Source organism: Pseudarthrobacter sp. YAF2, assembly GCF_052113345.1.
Classification (GTDB): domain Bacteria; phylum Actinomycetota; class Actinomycetes; order Actinomycetales; family Micrococcaceae; genus Arthrobacter.
This window is the reverse complement of sequence record NZ_JBFRDA010000001.1, coordinates 320,603-335,569: the sequence shown is the minus strand read 5'-3', so window position 1 is coordinate 335,569 and position 14,967 is coordinate 320,603. Positions and strand designations below refer to the sequence as shown.

15 protein-coding genes are annotated in these 14,967 nt (G+C 66.9%); 10 read left to right on the top strand and 5 right to left on the bottom strand.

All coding sequences use genetic code 11. From position 1 onward, the window contains the following. Positions 1-24 precede the first annotated feature (24 nt). Positions 25-543, bottom strand: coding sequence for a MarR family winged helix-turn-helix transcriptional regulator (locus AB4Y79_RS01575; RefSeq protein WP_441858138.1), 519 nt, complete (start codon positions 541-543; stop codon positions 25-27). Between the two features lie 217 nt (positions 544-760). On the opposite strand from AB4Y79_RS01575, the gene AB4Y79_RS01570 reads away from it, so the two are divergent. Continuing rightward, positions 761-1,519: an ANTAR domain-containing protein gene (locus AB4Y79_RS01570; protein ID WP_441858136.1), complete on the top strand. Its 759-nt coding sequence runs from the start codon at positions 761-763 to the stop codon at positions 1,517-1,519. A 328-nt stretch (positions 1,520-1,847) separates the two neighbouring features. Beyond that, positions 1,848-1,994, top strand: coding sequence for a hypothetical protein (locus AB4Y79_RS01565; RefSeq protein ID WP_308930133.1), 147 nt, complete (start codon positions 1,848-1,850; stop codon positions 1,992-1,994). 27 nt (positions 1,995-2,021) lie between these two features. Here the strand turns inward: AB4Y79_RS01565 and AB4Y79_RS01560 are convergent, their stop codons facing one another. Beyond that, positions 2,022-3,221, bottom strand: coding sequence for an MFS transporter (locus tag AB4Y79_RS01560; protein WP_441858307.1), 1,200 nt, complete (start codon positions 3,219-3,221; stop codon positions 2,022-2,024). 28 nt (positions 3,222-3,249) lie between these two features. After that, a complete protein-coding gene (ftsW, locus tag AB4Y79_RS01555) occupies positions 3,250-4,494 on the bottom strand; it encodes a putative lipid II flippase FtsW (protein WP_441858134.1) in 1,245 nt (414 codons plus the stop codon). A 199-nt stretch (positions 4,495-4,693) separates the two neighbouring features. Here ftsW and AB4Y79_RS01550 point away from each other — a divergent pair, with 199 nt between their 5' ends. The 4 genes from AB4Y79_RS01550 (at position 4,694) to AB4Y79_RS01535 (ending at position 8,318) form a co-directional block, all read left to right on the top strand. Then, entirely contained in the window at positions 4,694-6,226 is a 1,533-nt protein-coding gene (locus tag AB4Y79_RS01550) for an LCP family protein (protein ID WP_441858132.1), read from the top strand. A gap of 131 nt (positions 6,227-6,357) precedes the next feature. Then, a complete protein-coding gene (locus tag AB4Y79_RS01545) occupies positions 6,358-6,684 on the top strand; it encodes an ArsR/SmtB family transcription factor (RefSeq protein ID WP_441858130.1) in 327 nt (108 codons plus the stop codon). Beyond that, positions 6,684-7,391, top strand: coding sequence for a cation diffusion facilitator family transporter (locus AB4Y79_RS01540; protein ID WP_441858305.1), 708 nt, complete (start codon positions 6,684-6,686; stop codon positions 7,389-7,391). Before AB4Y79_RS01545 ends, AB4Y79_RS01540 begins: the two co-directional genes overlap by 1 nt. Before the next feature lie 3 nt (positions 7,392-7,394). Next, positions 7,395-8,318: a cation diffusion facilitator family transporter gene (locus tag AB4Y79_RS01535; RefSeq protein WP_441858128.1), complete on the top strand. Its 924-nt coding sequence runs from the start codon at positions 7,395-7,397 to the stop codon at positions 8,316-8,318. A gap of 58 nt (positions 8,319-8,376) precedes the next feature. On the opposite strand, the gene AB4Y79_RS01530 is transcribed toward AB4Y79_RS01535, so the two are convergent. After that, the gene (locus AB4Y79_RS01530; protein ID WP_441858126.1) at positions 8,377-9,549 is read right to left on the bottom strand and encodes an acyltransferase family protein; all 1,173 of its coding nucleotides are present in this window, start codon (positions 9,547-9,549) and stop codon (positions 8,377-8,379) included. Positions 9,550-9,688: 139 nt separating this feature from the next. Here AB4Y79_RS01530 and AB4Y79_RS01525 point away from each other — a divergent pair, with 139 nt between their 5' ends. Beyond that, on the top strand, positions 9,689-10,426 hold the full coding sequence (locus tag AB4Y79_RS01525) for an ANTAR domain-containing protein (RefSeq protein WP_441858124.1): 738 nt from the start codon (positions 9,689-9,691) through the stop codon (positions 10,424-10,426). Positions 10,427-10,737: 311 nt separating this feature from the next. Here AB4Y79_RS01525 and AB4Y79_RS01520 read toward each other — a convergent pair whose 3' ends face one another. After that, positions 10,738-12,210: an FAD-dependent monooxygenase gene (locus AB4Y79_RS01520; RefSeq protein ID WP_441858122.1), complete on the bottom strand. Its 1,473-nt coding sequence runs from the start codon at positions 12,208-12,210 to the stop codon at positions 10,738-10,740. A 453-nt stretch (positions 12,211-12,663) separates the two neighbouring features. Between AB4Y79_RS01520 and AB4Y79_RS01515 the strand changes: the two genes are divergently transcribed. From AB4Y79_RS01515 to AB4Y79_RS01505, 3 genes are all read left to right on the top strand, one after another. After that, positions 12,664-13,158 carry a hypothetical protein gene (locus AB4Y79_RS01515; RefSeq protein WP_441858120.1) on the top strand — a complete coding sequence of 165 codons (495 nt, stop codon included), beginning with the start codon at positions 12,664-12,666 and terminating at the stop codon, positions 13,156-13,158. Between the two features lie 145 nt (positions 13,159-13,303). Beyond that, entirely contained in the window at positions 13,304-13,639 is a 336-nt protein-coding gene (locus AB4Y79_RS01510; RefSeq protein WP_308930123.1) for a YciI family protein, read from the top strand. Further along, positions 13,639-14,886: an RNA polymerase sigma factor gene (locus tag AB4Y79_RS01505; protein ID WP_441858118.1), complete on the top strand. Its 1,248-nt coding sequence runs from the start codon at positions 13,639-13,641 to the stop codon at positions 14,884-14,886. The genes AB4Y79_RS01510 and AB4Y79_RS01505 overlap by 1 nt, the downstream gene beginning before the upstream one ends. Positions 14,887-14,967: the final 81 nt, after the last annotated feature.

Below are 14,967 nucleotides of genomic sequence, written 5' to 3'. Positions count from 1 at the left end.
GTCTAACTAGTATTACGAGGTTGTCTACCGCGCTCCGACTTGCTGAGCCAGGTTTACGGCGTCCACCGCCTCGCGCATGCGCACGAGGAAGTGCATTACCGCCTTGATTTCGTCCGGAGACAAGGACTCGGCGGCCTCGAGCATGCGTTTGTGCATCTGATTGAGGTTGTGCCGGACTTCCTCGTCGGCGCCGGGCGAGGGCCGGAGGATGATGGCGCGACGGTCCGACGGGTGGCGTTCGCGCGTGAGGTGGCCGCCGGCAACCAGCCGGTCCACGAGGGTGGTCATGGACGCCGAGGTGATGCCCAGCCGGCCGGCCAGTTCCGTGGGGCGGACGCCCACGCCGGCGGCCTCTGCGTCGATGAGGTACCGCAGTGCCAGGAGGTCGGTCTCCCCCATCGCCGGCGAAGACCGGGTCCGTCGTCGCATTGCGGTCTCTGAGGTGCGGAACTCACGCAGGGCGTTGATCACATCAACGGGCCCGGGTTCTGCCTCTTCCAGGGTGGGGTACGAGTAGCCTTCGCTTGCACCGTGCGGGTTCATGCGAATTCCTTCGATATCCTATTTGCTTGGCTGTCTAACCAATATCGTAGCCCATGGATCGGACGTCGGCCGGAAGCGGCCGAGGGCAAGTAGCTTCGCGGGGGGCCGGGAAAAGTAGAGTACCGGCTACTCGTGCGCCGGCCCGGGCAGCCCAATAAATTTCATACAAACCTGCGGCGGCCGATGCCACTGGGTACGACTTGGATGGGGGTGCGGGGTGGCGGTTGGCCCGGCGCATAACAGGGGACCCGAACGGCAAGGGTTCCTGCTGGACCTGGTAACAGATGCCGACGACGATGCCGGGTCCCTGCAGAAACTCGCCGATGCAGGGGCCAGGTGGCTGAGTACGACGGCCGGCTCAAAGATTGAGTGCGGCGCCGTGCTGTACAGGCAGCGAACCTACGCCGCAGGTGCCGGAAGCACGCCGGACGCGGCCCACCTCGCAGCAACGGAGGAAGAGCACGGAGACGGGCCCACCGCACTGGGGGTGACGCTGTCAGGTCCCGCGGTGGTCAACCCCACGGGCTCCCCCGCCCGCTGGCAGGCGTACCGGAACCGGCTGCTGGACAGCGGATACGGAGCGGCGCTGGTCCTCCCCCTTGAGCTGCGGCCCGGATCGTCGGGAGCCCTGGTGTTCCTGGCCCAAGGCAACTACGCCTTTATCACCAGGATCACCACCGAGGCGGCCTGGTTTGCCGGGGTGGCCTCACAGAGCCTGAAGCTGGCGCTGGACGTCCATGGCGTCATCCGCTCCGGGGACAACCTGAAACAGGTCCTGGAAAGCAGGACCTCCATCGATGTGGCCTGCGGCGTGCTGATGGCCCAAAACCGGTGCTCCTATCCCGAGGCTTTCAGCAAGCTCGCCGGCGCCTCGCGCCACCGCAACCTCAAGGTCCGCAGCGTTGCGGACAGCATCCTGAGCACCATGCCCAGCGGCGCAGCAGGTACCCGGCTCGAACCCCCGGCGTTTGCCTGAGGACTGCTGCGGAAACAAGGACCGCTGCGGAAGAAGCCTAGTGGCGCGCCCGCGCCCGGATGAGCCCGGCCGCCACGAGCCCCGCACCTCCGAGTGAAGCCAACATGCCGCCAAGTGCCACGAAGTAATCGGTAATGGTCATTGCTTTGCGCTCCGTCCGTGCCGCTGTGAAACCTGCCTGATGAGCCCAAGCTACGCGCCGAATCTCAGCGTTGGCTGAAGGATCGCCAGCATGTTTGGTCAAGATCCGGTTAAGGACAGTTGCGGGCATCCACATAGTTGAGGTCCCCGATGTTCCCTTTGCCGGGGCGTTCCGTATTATTCATGCATGTGGACAAAACAAAGCCAGAGCTACTGCCCCACCTGCGGCAGGGCCACTAAACACGTCACCCATTTCCGCAAGGACGACGCCGGCTCCCTGGTTGCCGACGTCCGTTGCAGTGAATGCCCCGAGATTGAGAGTGCCGTCGCCTGAATCCCGGCGGCGCCTCGTCAGGGCGGTTCAGGGCCTGCCGGCCTGCGGACGGACGACGACGAAGATCACCATGGCAACTGCCTGCACCACGGTGATGGTCACGGCCAAAGCAAGGATCGATTGTTCGTACAGCAGGCCGATGAGGAAGCTCCCGGCAAGCCAGGCCAGGCCGTAGCAGGCGGTGAACATCCCATATGCACTCCCCCGCCGGGCTGCGGGTGCCAACCCTGCGACGCCGGCCCGCATGGTGCTTTCCTGGACCCCCATGGCGGCTCCCCACACCAGGACCCCGGCCACGGCGAGCGCTGTGTTGTTGCTGAACCCCAGCCATGGGACCGCCGCCGCCAGGACCGGCAGGACCAGGAGAACTTTCAAGCCCACCCGGTCAAAGAGCCAGCCGGAGGCCAGGGCCGCCACGGCGTCAACGCCCATGGCCACGGCGTACAGGACCGGGACCAGCGCCGGTGGCAGCAGACCGGCATCCACCAGGTGGTATGAGAGCAGCCCGAACGTCGCATAGCCAAACATGGTCAGGCTGCTGAACGCGGCATAGAGCCAGTATTGCCGGGGCAAGGGAGCAACCCGGTCAGAAGATGCCGCATGGCCCTCAGGGCCGCCGGCCCCCGCTGCCGGCGGCTGAACCGGAACGGTCTCGTACGCAGCCGGGTTGGGCACCCGCCTCTTCAGCCAGAGAAGCACCAGCATGGCGGCCACCCCGGGAACGGCAAGCAGCAGGAATCCCGGCCCGTAGCTTCCCGTCAGGGCAAGGGCCGCACCCACCAGGAGCGGCCCCACCAGTGCCCCCACCTGGTCCAGCGCTTCGTGCAGGGCAAAGGCCTTCCCCTGCCCGAGCGTGGAACCGGCCTCCGCAAGCATGGTGTCCTTTGCCGGGCTCCGCACGGCCTTGCCCAGCCGCTCGGCCAGGACAAGGAGGCAGGCGATCCACAGTGCGTTGCTGATGCCCAGGAGCGGAACGGACAAAGCGGTGAGGGCGTAGCCGGAGATGGCCAGCGCCCACCGCAGCCCTGGCCGGTCCGCGAGGCGCCCGAACACGAGGCGGAGGACCAGGGCAACGGCTTCACCCGCGCCGGTGACCACGCTGACCAGGAGGGCCGACGCGCCCAGGGCGCCAAGGTAGGGCCCGGTGACACTCCGCGCGCCCTCGTACACCATGTCCATCAGGGCACTGACAATCCCGAACGCCACGATGAAGCGGACGGCCGTCATGGGCACGGCCGGAACAGTCCTCCCGGCGCTACCGCTGGTGCGCGTGTTCCCTCACCTGCTTTGCCGGGGCCGCGGCTTTAGCCGGGGATTTAGTGCCGGGACGTTCCGGCCGGGTCACGGCCAGGATCACGCCGATGCCGGCCAGGGAGGAGACCATGGCCGAGCCGCCATAGGAAATGAAGGGCAGCGGGACACCGATTACCGGCAGCAGTCCGCTCACCATGGCGATGTTGATCACCGCCTGGCCCAGGATCCAGGTGATCACGCTGCAGGCCACGATCCGCGAGAAGGTGTCCGTGGTGCGGGCAATGGTCTTGAAGACGGTGATGGCAAGGATCGCGAACAGGCCCAGGACCAGGAGGGTTCCGGCCAGCCCGAGTTCTTCGCCCAGGATGGAGAAGATGAAGTCGTTGTGGGCTTCCGGGATCCAGTTCCATTTCTGCCGGCTCTGCCCCAGGCCCACCCCGAACCAGCCGCCGGAGGCCAGCGCGTAGGTGCCGTGCTGCGCCTGGTAGCCCATGCCCTGCGCATCCTCCTCCGACCCCATCCCCAGCCATGAGGAGATGCGCCCCATCCGGTTGCCGCTGGTGGCCGCGAGGACCAGCGCGGCAACCATGCAGATGATGCCGGCCACGGAGAACACCTTCATCCGCACGCCGCCGTAGAACATGGTGGCGGCAAGGATCATCATGATGATCATGGTGGTACCAAGGTCATGCCCCAGCGCCACAATGATCATGATCAGCCCACCGGCGGGGCCCAGCGGAACCACGGCATGTTTCCAGTTCGCCAGCAGGGCCTGCTTCCGGTCAAGGATGGCCGCGGCCCAGACAATCAGCGCCAGCTTGGCGAACTCGGAGGGCTGGGCGGTGAAACCGCCCAGGCTCAACCAGTTCCGGTTGCCGTTAACGGACATGCCCAGCGGTGTGAACACCAGGACCAGGGCAATCAGTGAGCCGATCAGCATCGGCCACCCCAGGCGCCGGATCCGGCGGACGGGCATCCGGGCCAGCAGCAGCATGATCACCACGCCTGCCACGGTCCACATGGCCTGCTTGAGAGGAAGATCGTAGGGATTGTTTCCTGCCGCCACGGATTCCACCGACGACGCCGACGCCACCTCCACGAGCCCGATCGCCGAGAGCGTGAGGACCACCGCCAGGATCAGCGGGCGGAGGCGGCCCGGCGAGTCATCCTCCAGCCAGAGGGCAAGTTGTCCCCATCCGCGCCGGGCAGGGCGGGCGGCGCCGCGTTGTTGTTGTCCTCTGTCCATCTGTCCGTTCCTCAGCTGCACCCCGGGCTTCCTCCACGGCCGGGCCCTGCTCCGGGGCGGGTACCGCCGAGAAAAAAGATTACGCCCCCGCGGGCCGGTGAGCGGACCGGCGCGGCCGGAAACCCGGCATTCTAGGGGAATTGCCAGCTTGGGCCTGTAGGGTAGCGGAAACCTGTCCCCTCCCGAAGGTCATTTCGTCGTGTTCGGTTCCAGAAAATCTCCCGGCCCGGAACAGGAAGGCTCCACTCCCGTTGCCTATCCAGGCCAAGGCGAGCTGTATGCCGCCAGTTCCCGCCACAGCAGGCCGCGCCGCCGCGCGCCGCGCTGGGTCAAAGCGGTGGTTGCCGTGGTGTCTGTCCTCCTCCTCGGCGTCCTGGCGTTCGGCGGGTATTGGGCCTGGCGCCTGCAGTCCAACATCAGCACCGCGGCGCTGACCGCCGGCGGTGAACGGACCGAAGGTGCGGTTAATGACAGCACGGACCGGATGCAGATCCTGGTCCTGGGCTCGGATACCAGGACCGGAAACAACAGCGAGTACGGCAGCCCGGACGATTCCTCCGGCTACGGACAATCGGACGTGATGATGCTGCTGGACATCTCGGCGGACAACAAGCACGTCAACGTGGTGAGCTTTCCCCGCGACCTCCTGGTGAATATTCCGGCCTGCACGGACTCGAAGACCGGCCAGAAGTATCCCGCGCAGCAGGGCGCCATGATCAACAGCGCCATGAAGCAGGCAGGAATCGGTTGCGCCGTGGATACGGTGAACAAGCTCACCGGCCTGGAGATCGACCACTTCATGATGGCCGATTTCAACGCCGTCAAGGAACTGTCCAATGCGGTGGGCGGCGTGGATGTGTGCGTCAGCGACGCCGTGGACGATCCCGATTCCGGGCTGCACCTGCCCGCCGGCACCTCCCAGGTGCAGGGCGAACAGGCCCTGGCGTTCCTGCGCACCCGGCATGGCTTCGCCAACGGCGGGGACCTGGGCCGGATCAAGGCGCAGCAGGGTTTCCTGGCTTCCCTCAGCCGCAAGCTCAAGTCGGAGGGAACGCTGGCGAATCCGGAGAAGACGCTGACCATTGCCGATACGGTCACCAAGAACCTGACCGTGGATTCGGGACTCTCTTCTGTGCCCTCGCTGTTGACCATCGCCAACCGGCTGAAGAACATCGATCCGGCGAACGTCAACTTCATCACCACACCTACCGTCCCGGCACCGCAGGACCCCAACCGGCTGGCCTTGGACGAGCCGGCAGCGTCCAACTTCTTCGCGGCGCTGCGCAGCAACCCCGACCTAAGCCAGCCGTCTGCCGCCCCCACCCCGGCGCCCACGACACCCGCCGCACCGGCCTATGACAAGGCGCTGCAGCCTGTTTCCGTTGCCAATGGCACGGGCGTGACAGCCCGCAGCAACGCCATCGCCGGCCTGTTGTCCGACGCCGGCTTCACCAAGGTGACCAAACTCCAGGCCACCGTGCGCACCCAGACCATGGTCTACTACAGCGCCGGATACGAGGACGTGGCAGCGGATGTCGCCGCCCTGTTCGGCCTGCCGGCCAGCAGCGACCAGCAGGTGGCCAACATCCAGGGCGTGCAGCTCTCTGCCGGCACGGACTTCGTTACGGGCACCAAACCCGCCGCGCCGCCGTCGTCATCTGATTCCGGAAGCGTGGTGGCGCAGACCGGAAGCGACCAGACCTGCGAGGCCACCAACACCTCCGGCTACTAGCGCGCGCTGCCAAACGTCCACCCCGGGGTTCGCGTCGACGCACCGCCGGACCTGCCCTGCTGTGCGAGGTGGCTCTGCGGGCCCCCTAGTACACAGTTGCCTGAATACAGCCAGCTATGTACTTTGGGATGATGCAGACCCTCACGCAGGCTCCCGTGCTGGCCCGGTTCGGCTACGCGGTGTCAGACCCCACCCGTGCGCGCGTCCTCCTGGCGCTGTCCGAGGCGCCGTCCTACCCCTCGGACCTGGCGGACAGCCTGGGGGTGTCGCGGCAGAGCATGTCCAACCATCTGGCGTGCCTGCGCGGCTGCGGCCTGGTGGTAGCCGTGCCTGATGGCCGGCGGACCCGCTACGAGCTCGCGGATAGCCGGATAGGCCACGCCATCCATGACCTGATCAACGTCGTGCTGGCGGTGGATCCCACCTGCTGCGGCCCCGACGGGGAGCGCGTCGCGTGATGCCGGCACTTCACATCCCCGGTACCGAACGCCGGCGCCTGCTCAGCCGGCGGATCCGGCTCTTCGCCGCGGCCACCATCACGTACAACGTCATCGAGGCCGTCGTGGCGCTGTGGGCGGGCGGCGTGGCTGATTCCTCGGCCCTGATCGGCTTCGGCCTGGACTCCGTGATCGAAGTGACGTCCGCGCTGGCGCTGTCCTGGCAGTTCTCGGCCAAGGACCCGGAGCGGCGGGAGCACCTGACGCTGCGGATCATCGCCGTCTCCTTCTTTGCCCTTGCCGCGTTCGTGGCCGTGGACGCCGTCCGTTCGCTGGCAGGCGCGGGAGAGGCCCGGCACTCGGTTCCGGGCATCGTCATTGCAGCCTTGAGCCTTGCCATCATGCCCGTCCTGTCCTGGGCCCAACGCCGCGCCGGGCGCGAACTCGGATCCAGAACAGCGGTGGCCGATTCGAAACAGACCCTGCTCTGCACCTACCTCTCCGCCGTGCTGCTGGTTGGCCTGGTCCTGAACAGCACCCTGGGCTGGTGGTGGGCGGACGCCGGCGCAGCCCTGGTGATCGCGGGAATCGCGGTTCGCGAGGGCATCAACGCGTGGCGCGGGGATGCCTGCTGCGCGGTTCCGCACGCCGCGCCGGACCAGGCCGGGGACGATTGCTGCGGGCCGGCTCCGCAATCACTGGGCATGCCCACCATGAGGAAGGGCTGACCCATGGGCAGCGGACACGACCACTCCCACGGCGCCGCGGACAACCACGGCCAGCGCGGGAAGCTGCTGCTGGTTTTTGCCATCACCTTCACCGTGATGCTTGCCGAAATCCTCGGAACCATCCTTACCGGCAGCCTTGCCCTGCTGGCCGACGCCGGGCACATGTTCACCGATTCCGCCGGGCTGCTAATTGCAGTGATTGCCGCCTCCCTGGCCCTGAAACCGGCCACCCACAAACGCACCTGGGGATACAAACGCGCCGAAATCATCGCGGCGGCCGGCCAGGCCGCACTGCTGCTGGGCGTGGGCGGATTCGTCATCGTGGAGGGTATCCGCCGGCTGTTTGCCCCTCCCGAGGTTGGCGGCTCCCTCATGCTGTGGTTCGGCGTCATCGGCCTGGCAGGCAATGCCCTGGGGCTGCTGGTCCTCGCCTCCGGCCGGCACCACAACTTCAACGTGAAGGCCGCGTTCCTCGAGGTGCTCAACGACGCCCTCGGTTCCATCGCGGTGATCGTGGCGGCGCTGGTCATTGCCCTGACAGGTTGGACCCGTGCGGACGCCGTCGTCTCCCTGCTGATCGGTGCGCTGATCATCCCCCGCACCCTCAGCCTGCTCCGGGACACCGTGAACGTCCTGATGGAGAGCACTCCCCCGGGCCTGGACCTGGCCAAAGTCCGGGAACACATCCTGGCCCTGCCGCACGTCATCGACGTCCACGACCTGCACGCCTCCCTGGTGGCCTCCGGCGTGCCGGTCCTGTCCGCCCACGTCACCGTGCAGGATCAATGCATGCGCGACGGGCACTCCGCCAGCATCCTGGCCGACCTGCAGCGCTGCGTGGCCAAGGATTTCGACGTCAGCATCGAGCACTCGACCTTCCAGATTGAACCCGCAGCGCACCGCGACCAGGAAAGCATCCAGCACTGATGACACAGCCCGGACGCTGACCACGCTCTGGACCGGTTGGGATGCGGGGCCGGCCCGCTCAGGCAGCCACCGGCTCCTTGGAGCGCTCCGGGGGTGAAGGCTCGACGGCGGGCTCCAGCTTTGCGTTCGCCCATCGCCGGAGCGGCCGCTCCACGAAGCGGAAGGACGCACACGCCACCAGAACGGTGAGGACCGCGGTCAGTGCGATGCGGAGGGGCAGTGCCGGGATCAGGCGCATCAGGAGCAGATAGACCGGCAAGTGCCAGAGGTACATCGCATACGAAAGGTCGCGGCCGGGCTTGGCTAGCCACGGGTGGCTCAGTATGCGCGCCAGGAAACCCGCCGGCTGGAGCACCAGGGCGCCTATCAGCACTGCGGACAGCAGGGCGAGCACTGCGGGCCCGGCCGTCCAGAAAGCGGTGAACCACGCACCGGGAGTGTCCGGTTCCTTCAGCAGGAACAGGGCGGCCGCCAGCGTGATGGCCGCCAGTGGGGCTCCCCAACGGGCCACAGACACCAACGCACCGTGCAGCCGGGAGCCGTGCCGCAGGGAGGTGAACAGCAGGGCGAGTGCGCAGCCAATCAGCAGCTCGTCGGCGCGGGTGTCCGGGCCGTTGTAGATCCGGGCAAGCGGTTGGCCCGCGCTGACCAGCAGGAACCGGTTCAGCAGGAAGGCGCCGGCCACCGCCAAGGTGGCGAAGGCAACGGTGCGGACCTTCCAGAACCGGAGCATCGCCAGCAGCAGCAGGGGCCACACCAGGTAGAACTGCTCTTCGACGGCCAGGGTCCAGGTGGGGCCGAGGGTTTCACCGGCGATGGAGTCGCCGAACATGCCGAAGTGCGCCAGGTTCATCACGTAGGCTGCGGCCGGCAGGACGAAACCGGCCTGGCCGCCCCAGCCGGAGGCCGGGAAAAGGAAGCCGGCCACGAGGATCACGGCGCAGAGCGCCAGCAAAGCCGGCCAGAGCCGGGCCAGGCGCTTGGCGTAGAAGATTCCCAGGTGGAGCCGGCCGGTGGCGCTCCACTCCTTCATGATCAGCAGCGTGATCACGAAGCCGCTGAGCGTGAAGAAGACGTCCACTCCGATGGATCCCCCGGGGACCTCATCGGTGGCCGTATGGAAGAAGAACACTCCTGCCACGGCGATGGTGCGGAGCCCGTCCAAGGCATGCTTCCGCCCGGCGATGAGCCCTGCTCCGGGCACTGCCGGGCGCTCCGCGACTGACAACATTCCACTGTTTGACCTAAAAACCACTAAGCAAGCATATATAACGTTTCCATAACTGCCCTGAATGGAAGCTGGGCGGACGCTGACAACGGGGCATTGCTCATGGCTTGTGGCAGGGCGCCGCGCCTTCTACATTGAACAGATGGTGGACCAGGATATGGCAGAGGATTTCGAGCGGCTCGTAGACCTGATCGGTGCCACGGAGGACATCAAATCCGTCCTGGACGCCATCACCACGTTCGCGGCGGCCACCATGACCGAGACCACGGGCACATCGATTGACTGCGCCGTCACGCTGCGACGGCGCAAACATACAGCCACCATTGGCGGCAGCAGCAGCAATGCCGTGGTGCTGGACAGGATTGAACAATCCCTGGGGGACGGGCCCTGTGTGGACGCATTGGAGACCGGTGCTCCCGTCCTCCTCGGCGACGTCGACTCCGACCCGCGGTGGCCGGAGTACCGCGAGGCCCTCTCGGCCGCGGGCATCGCCAGCGCACTGGGGGTCCCCATGGCACTCCAGGACGACGCCGGCGCCGTCCTGGATTTTTTTGCTCCCGCCACTGGACTCTTCAGTGAGCGCGCAGTGTCCGAGGCAGTGAGGTTCGCGGACATGGCAGGCATGGCCCTGCGCCTGGCCATCCGCATAGCATCCGCGGACCAGCGTGCCGAGCACCTGAAGGCCGCAATGGACACCCGGACAGCCATTGACGTGGCCTGCGGGATCATCATGGCGCAGAGCCAGTGCAGCAAAGACCAGGCTTTTGAACTGCTCCGCCGCGCCTCCAACACACGGAACCAAAAGCTCAACGACCTTGCCCAATCGCTGGTGGACAGGTTTACGGGTTCACAGCCCACGGCCGCCTACTTCGATGACTGAGGCTGCACGACGGCGGGTGTTTTGTGTTGGACCCCGACCCGGGAGCCAGCCACGCTGCTGACTCCCGGAGTGTAAGACGTGGATGTGGCCCACCCCCGAACCATGGATTTCCCTTGGGCCACATCCGCGCCAGCTATGTGGGAGGCGGATGCGCGCCCGGAAGCGGCCTGGGTGCGGTGGGAAGAGCGGTCATAGATAGTCCTCAGACGTACATCGCTGGCCGTCTGCCTGACCTTGGGCCAGCCTACAATCGTTCCGCGCCGGGCAACAGCGCCGAACCACACAATTTTGGGTCAAGATCAACCAAGGAATCAGCCGGCAGCGCCAAACCACAATGCCAGCGCTTCCGGCAGGCCGGCGGCTGTGTGCTGGCCAACCCAGGCCGCGTAGCCGTCCGGACGCACCAGCACCGCCGTGGGCGCAGCCACCACGCCCAGCACCGGAAGCTCCCACGCGCCGTCGTACGTCCCGGCAACCTGCTGCACCCGCCCGGCCCACGCACCCGCGTCCAGGGCGGGACCGCCGAGTTCCAGCAGGACGGGCCGGGCCTGGTGCAACAGTTGGTACACCCGCGTGGATCCCTCAGCGGTGGCGATGTCCAGGTCCGGCATCCGGCGCCCCAAGAGGGGGTGGCCCGTGCCGGGCCCGTAGTCAACGTCGAGCCCGGTGACCAATCCCGCAATCGGATCCCCGGCACCATCCCGGCGGAGGACCTCGTCCAGGAGGTCCCGCAGCGCCTCCTGCCGCGGATCGGCCTTCTGGAAAAGGGACTGCGCCATGGTGTATTTGAGCGCCCGGGCGGCTGCCGGGTGGCGCTCCGCCTGGTAGGTGTCGAGCAGCTCCTCCCCGGACATCCCGCGGACCACCTGCGCCAGCTTCCAGCCGAGATTCACGGCGTCCTGGAGGCCCAGGCCGATGCCCTGGCCGCCCGTTGGGGAATGGACGTGCGCGGCGTCGCCGGCCAGCAGCACACGGCCTTTCCGGTAGGACTCCGCCTGCCGGGTGGCGTCCGTGAAACGCGAGAGCCACGCAGGGCTGTGAACGCCGAAGTCCGTGCCGAACACGTCGTTCAAGGCACGCCGCAGATCGTCCATGGCGGGCTCGGTGGGAGGGCCGAGTTCCGCTTCGGTCACCACCACCCGGACCATGCCGTCCCCCATCGGGTACAGTCCGTGGATGCCGCGGGCGTCCACTTTGCCCTGCTGCACGGGTTCGCCGGCCACCTTCACTTCGGCAATCAAGCTGCTGCGCGTGGCGTCCGGGCCGGTGAAACTGATCCCGGCCGAGCGCCGCACCACGCTGCGCCCGCCGTCGGCGCCCACAACAAACCCGGCCCGCACGGGTCCGCCGGCGGCGAGCCGTACGTCCACGCCGTCGTCGTCCGCTGCTACCCCGGCGACCTCCACGCCGCGCCTGACCTGCACGCCCAGTTCCTCTGCCCAGCCAAGCAGCAGCCGTTCGATGTGGTTCTGGAACAGGGCCAGCGTATAAGGATGGCGGGTGGGCAGGCTGCCCAGGTCCAGCTGCGTAGCGCCAAACGTTGCCGCCTGCACAGTCTTGCCCTCGGCGAGGAACCGCTCCGCGATGCCGCGCTGGTCCAGCAGCTCGATGGTTCGCGCATGGATTCCACCGCCGCGGGATCCAGCCAGTTCCTGGGAGGGCCGCCGTTCCAGGACGATGGCATCCACCCCCGCCAGCCGCAGCTCACCCGCGAGCATCAACCCTGTGGGCCCGCTCCCCACAATCGCCACATCATGCATGTTGTCCCCGTTCTGTGCCTGCATTGGACCGCTCGTATGCGGCACCCAGTATGCGTCAGCCCGGGGGCCTTGCGGCAAGGCCCCCGCGGCGGGGTACTTTATAAATAGATGGAAGATTGCCCATGACGCAGGCGTGCCGCCTTCTCCAGGTTGGGGGTCCCTGAGAAGGCGGCACTGCATCCAAAATACTGGCGGGTGATGGCCGTCGGGGCCGCTATCCGTTCGTCCGGCCGAAACTTTAACGATTCTTTTACGCCTGGCGGGATTAACCCGGGCACCTGTCAAGACCTGTTCACACCGGAAGGCCTCTCCGTACGCTGGTGCGTGGGCCGCACTGCGGCCAAAGACACTACACAGCCCCGTTCCGGGGCTGCACACAGGGCACAGCCCCGACTTTGCGCGGCGAACGGTCTCCTCCCCGTCTTGGTGGTGCGCCAACCATATTGCTCGATTCAGGCAAAAATGGAGAAACCTAAAATGAGGAAAATACTTACGCGCCTGCTGCTGATGGCGCTCCTGGGAACGATGGCGCTCATCGCTCCACAATCGGTTCAGGCCGCCCCGCCCGTCCCCGCTTATCCTGCTTGCCCCGGTTTTGACGTCACCCTCAGTTGGACCGGTGGAACCCAGGACGTTCGCATGACACGGATCAAGGACGGCATCATCTACACCATCGTTGCAGGCCGCGGAACGACCATCACCGTGACCAATGCCGAATCCGGAACGTCCGTGACGTTTGGCACGAAGGGTTCCGTCACCAGGAGTGCCACCGACACCGCCACCGGTGACATCACGTGGTCGCTGTCGGGCGCAAACCTGGTCCTGCTGTTCGACAAGGTTGACTTGGGCGGCCCGTCCACCATCCTGTACATGGGTGTGGTCAAGTACACCACCGACAGCAACTACACCCTGACGCAGCCGTTCGATCAGCAGTCAGGTACAGAACGGGATATCTGTTCAGAGCTGAGCTAGGCGGATATTCGCCTGGGCGGCGGGAGAAGTCCCGCTGCCCAGGCGATTTTTCTTGCAAACCATTGTCGATCCGGGCTTGCCCTGCGCGTCGTATGGGTAGGGGCTCCAACAGTGGGCTCATATTGAAAAGCGAAGGGAGTTCAAAATGTCCAAGTATCTGATCCTGATCTACCAGGACGAAGCGGTGACCAGGCAGGCTGAAGGCGAGTCGATCAGCGCCAGCTACCAGGAGTTCATGGAGCGCCGCGGAGCATCGCTGATCAGCGGGGCCGCCCTGCATCCGTCCTCGACGGCCACCTCCATCCGGCGCGACGGGGCGGGCGGGTTCCTGGTCACGGATGGGCCATTCGCCGAGTCCAAAGAGACCGTGGGCGGTTACTATCTGATCGAGGCGGCCGACCTCGACGAGGCGCTGCAGATCGGCAAAGAGGTGCCCGCCGGCGTCGGGGTTGAGGTGTGGCCCGTCCGGGTGGTCAGCTGATGGCGCGGGCCGCCGGCTCGGAGGTTGCTGCCGCGGTTGCCGAAGCGCACCGCCGGGAGTGGGCCTTCGTGCTGGCGGCCACAGTGCGGGTTGCCGGCGACATCGACACCGCGGAGGAGGCGGTCCAGGACGCGTACGCCAGCGCCTTGTCCACGTGGGGCGGGAACGGCATCCCGCACAATCCCGGGGCCTGGCTGACCGTGACGGCACGACGACGGGCCCTGGACATGCGCCGCCGCGCGGCAACCGCGCAAAAGGCGCTGCCCAAGCTCCTCGGCCGTGAAGACGACGACGGTGACGGCTTCGAGGGTGACGAAATTCCGGACGACCGGCTGCGGCTGATCTTTACCTGCTGCCACCCGGCCCTGCCCCTCGAGGCGCGGGTGGCCCTGACGTTGCGGCTTCTGTGCGGACTCTCCACTGCCGAGGTGGCGCGGGCCTTTCTGGTCCCGGAGGCAACCATGGCCGCACGCATCACCCGGGCCAAGAAGAAGATTGCCGCCGCGCGCATCCCGTACCGGGTGCCGTCCTCGGATGAACTGCACGAGCGCATGGACGGCGTGCTGTCCGTGGTGTACCTCGTTTACACCACCGGGCACACGGCGCCCTCGGGGGCGGACCTGGTGCGCCGGGACCTCGCCGAGCGGGGCGTGGAGCTTGCCCGGCTGCTGCGGGAACTGCTTCCCGGCGACCCCGACGTGGCCGGGCTCCTGGCCCTGGTCCTGCTCACCGAAGCGCGCAGGGACGCCAGGATGGATGGGAACCAGGACCTCATCCTGCTGGAGAGCCAGGACAGGTCAAAGTGGGACAAGCATGCCGTCACGGAGGGAGTGGCATTGCTGCACGAGGCCCTGGCGTACCGGCCGCCGGGCCGCTTTGCCCTCATGGCAGCGATCGCGGCCGTGCACGACGAGAGCGGGTCCTGGTCCGGCACCGACTGGCAGGAGATCCTGGGCCTTTACGACCTGCTCATGGAGCGGTGGCCCTCCCCCGTGGTCCGGCTCAACCGGGCCATTGCCCTGGGCTTCGCGGCGGGGCCGGCCGAAGGCCTGGCAGAGCTCAATGCGCTGGGCGCCGAGCCGCAGCTTGCCCGGTACCCGTACCTGGCCGCGGCGCGCGGTGACTTCCTGGTCCGGCTGGGCCGCGAGGATGAGGCGCGGGTGGCGTTCGAAGAGGCATTGATCCTCACCGACAACGAAGCCGAGCAGCGTTTCCTCCGGGCCCGCCTGGGCGGCCTGGCCGGCTGACACCTGGGCTCCGGTCCGTCGGAGTCCGGGGCAAAGGGAAAGCCCCTCCTAGGAGGGGCTTTCAACGTAGTGGTTGTCATT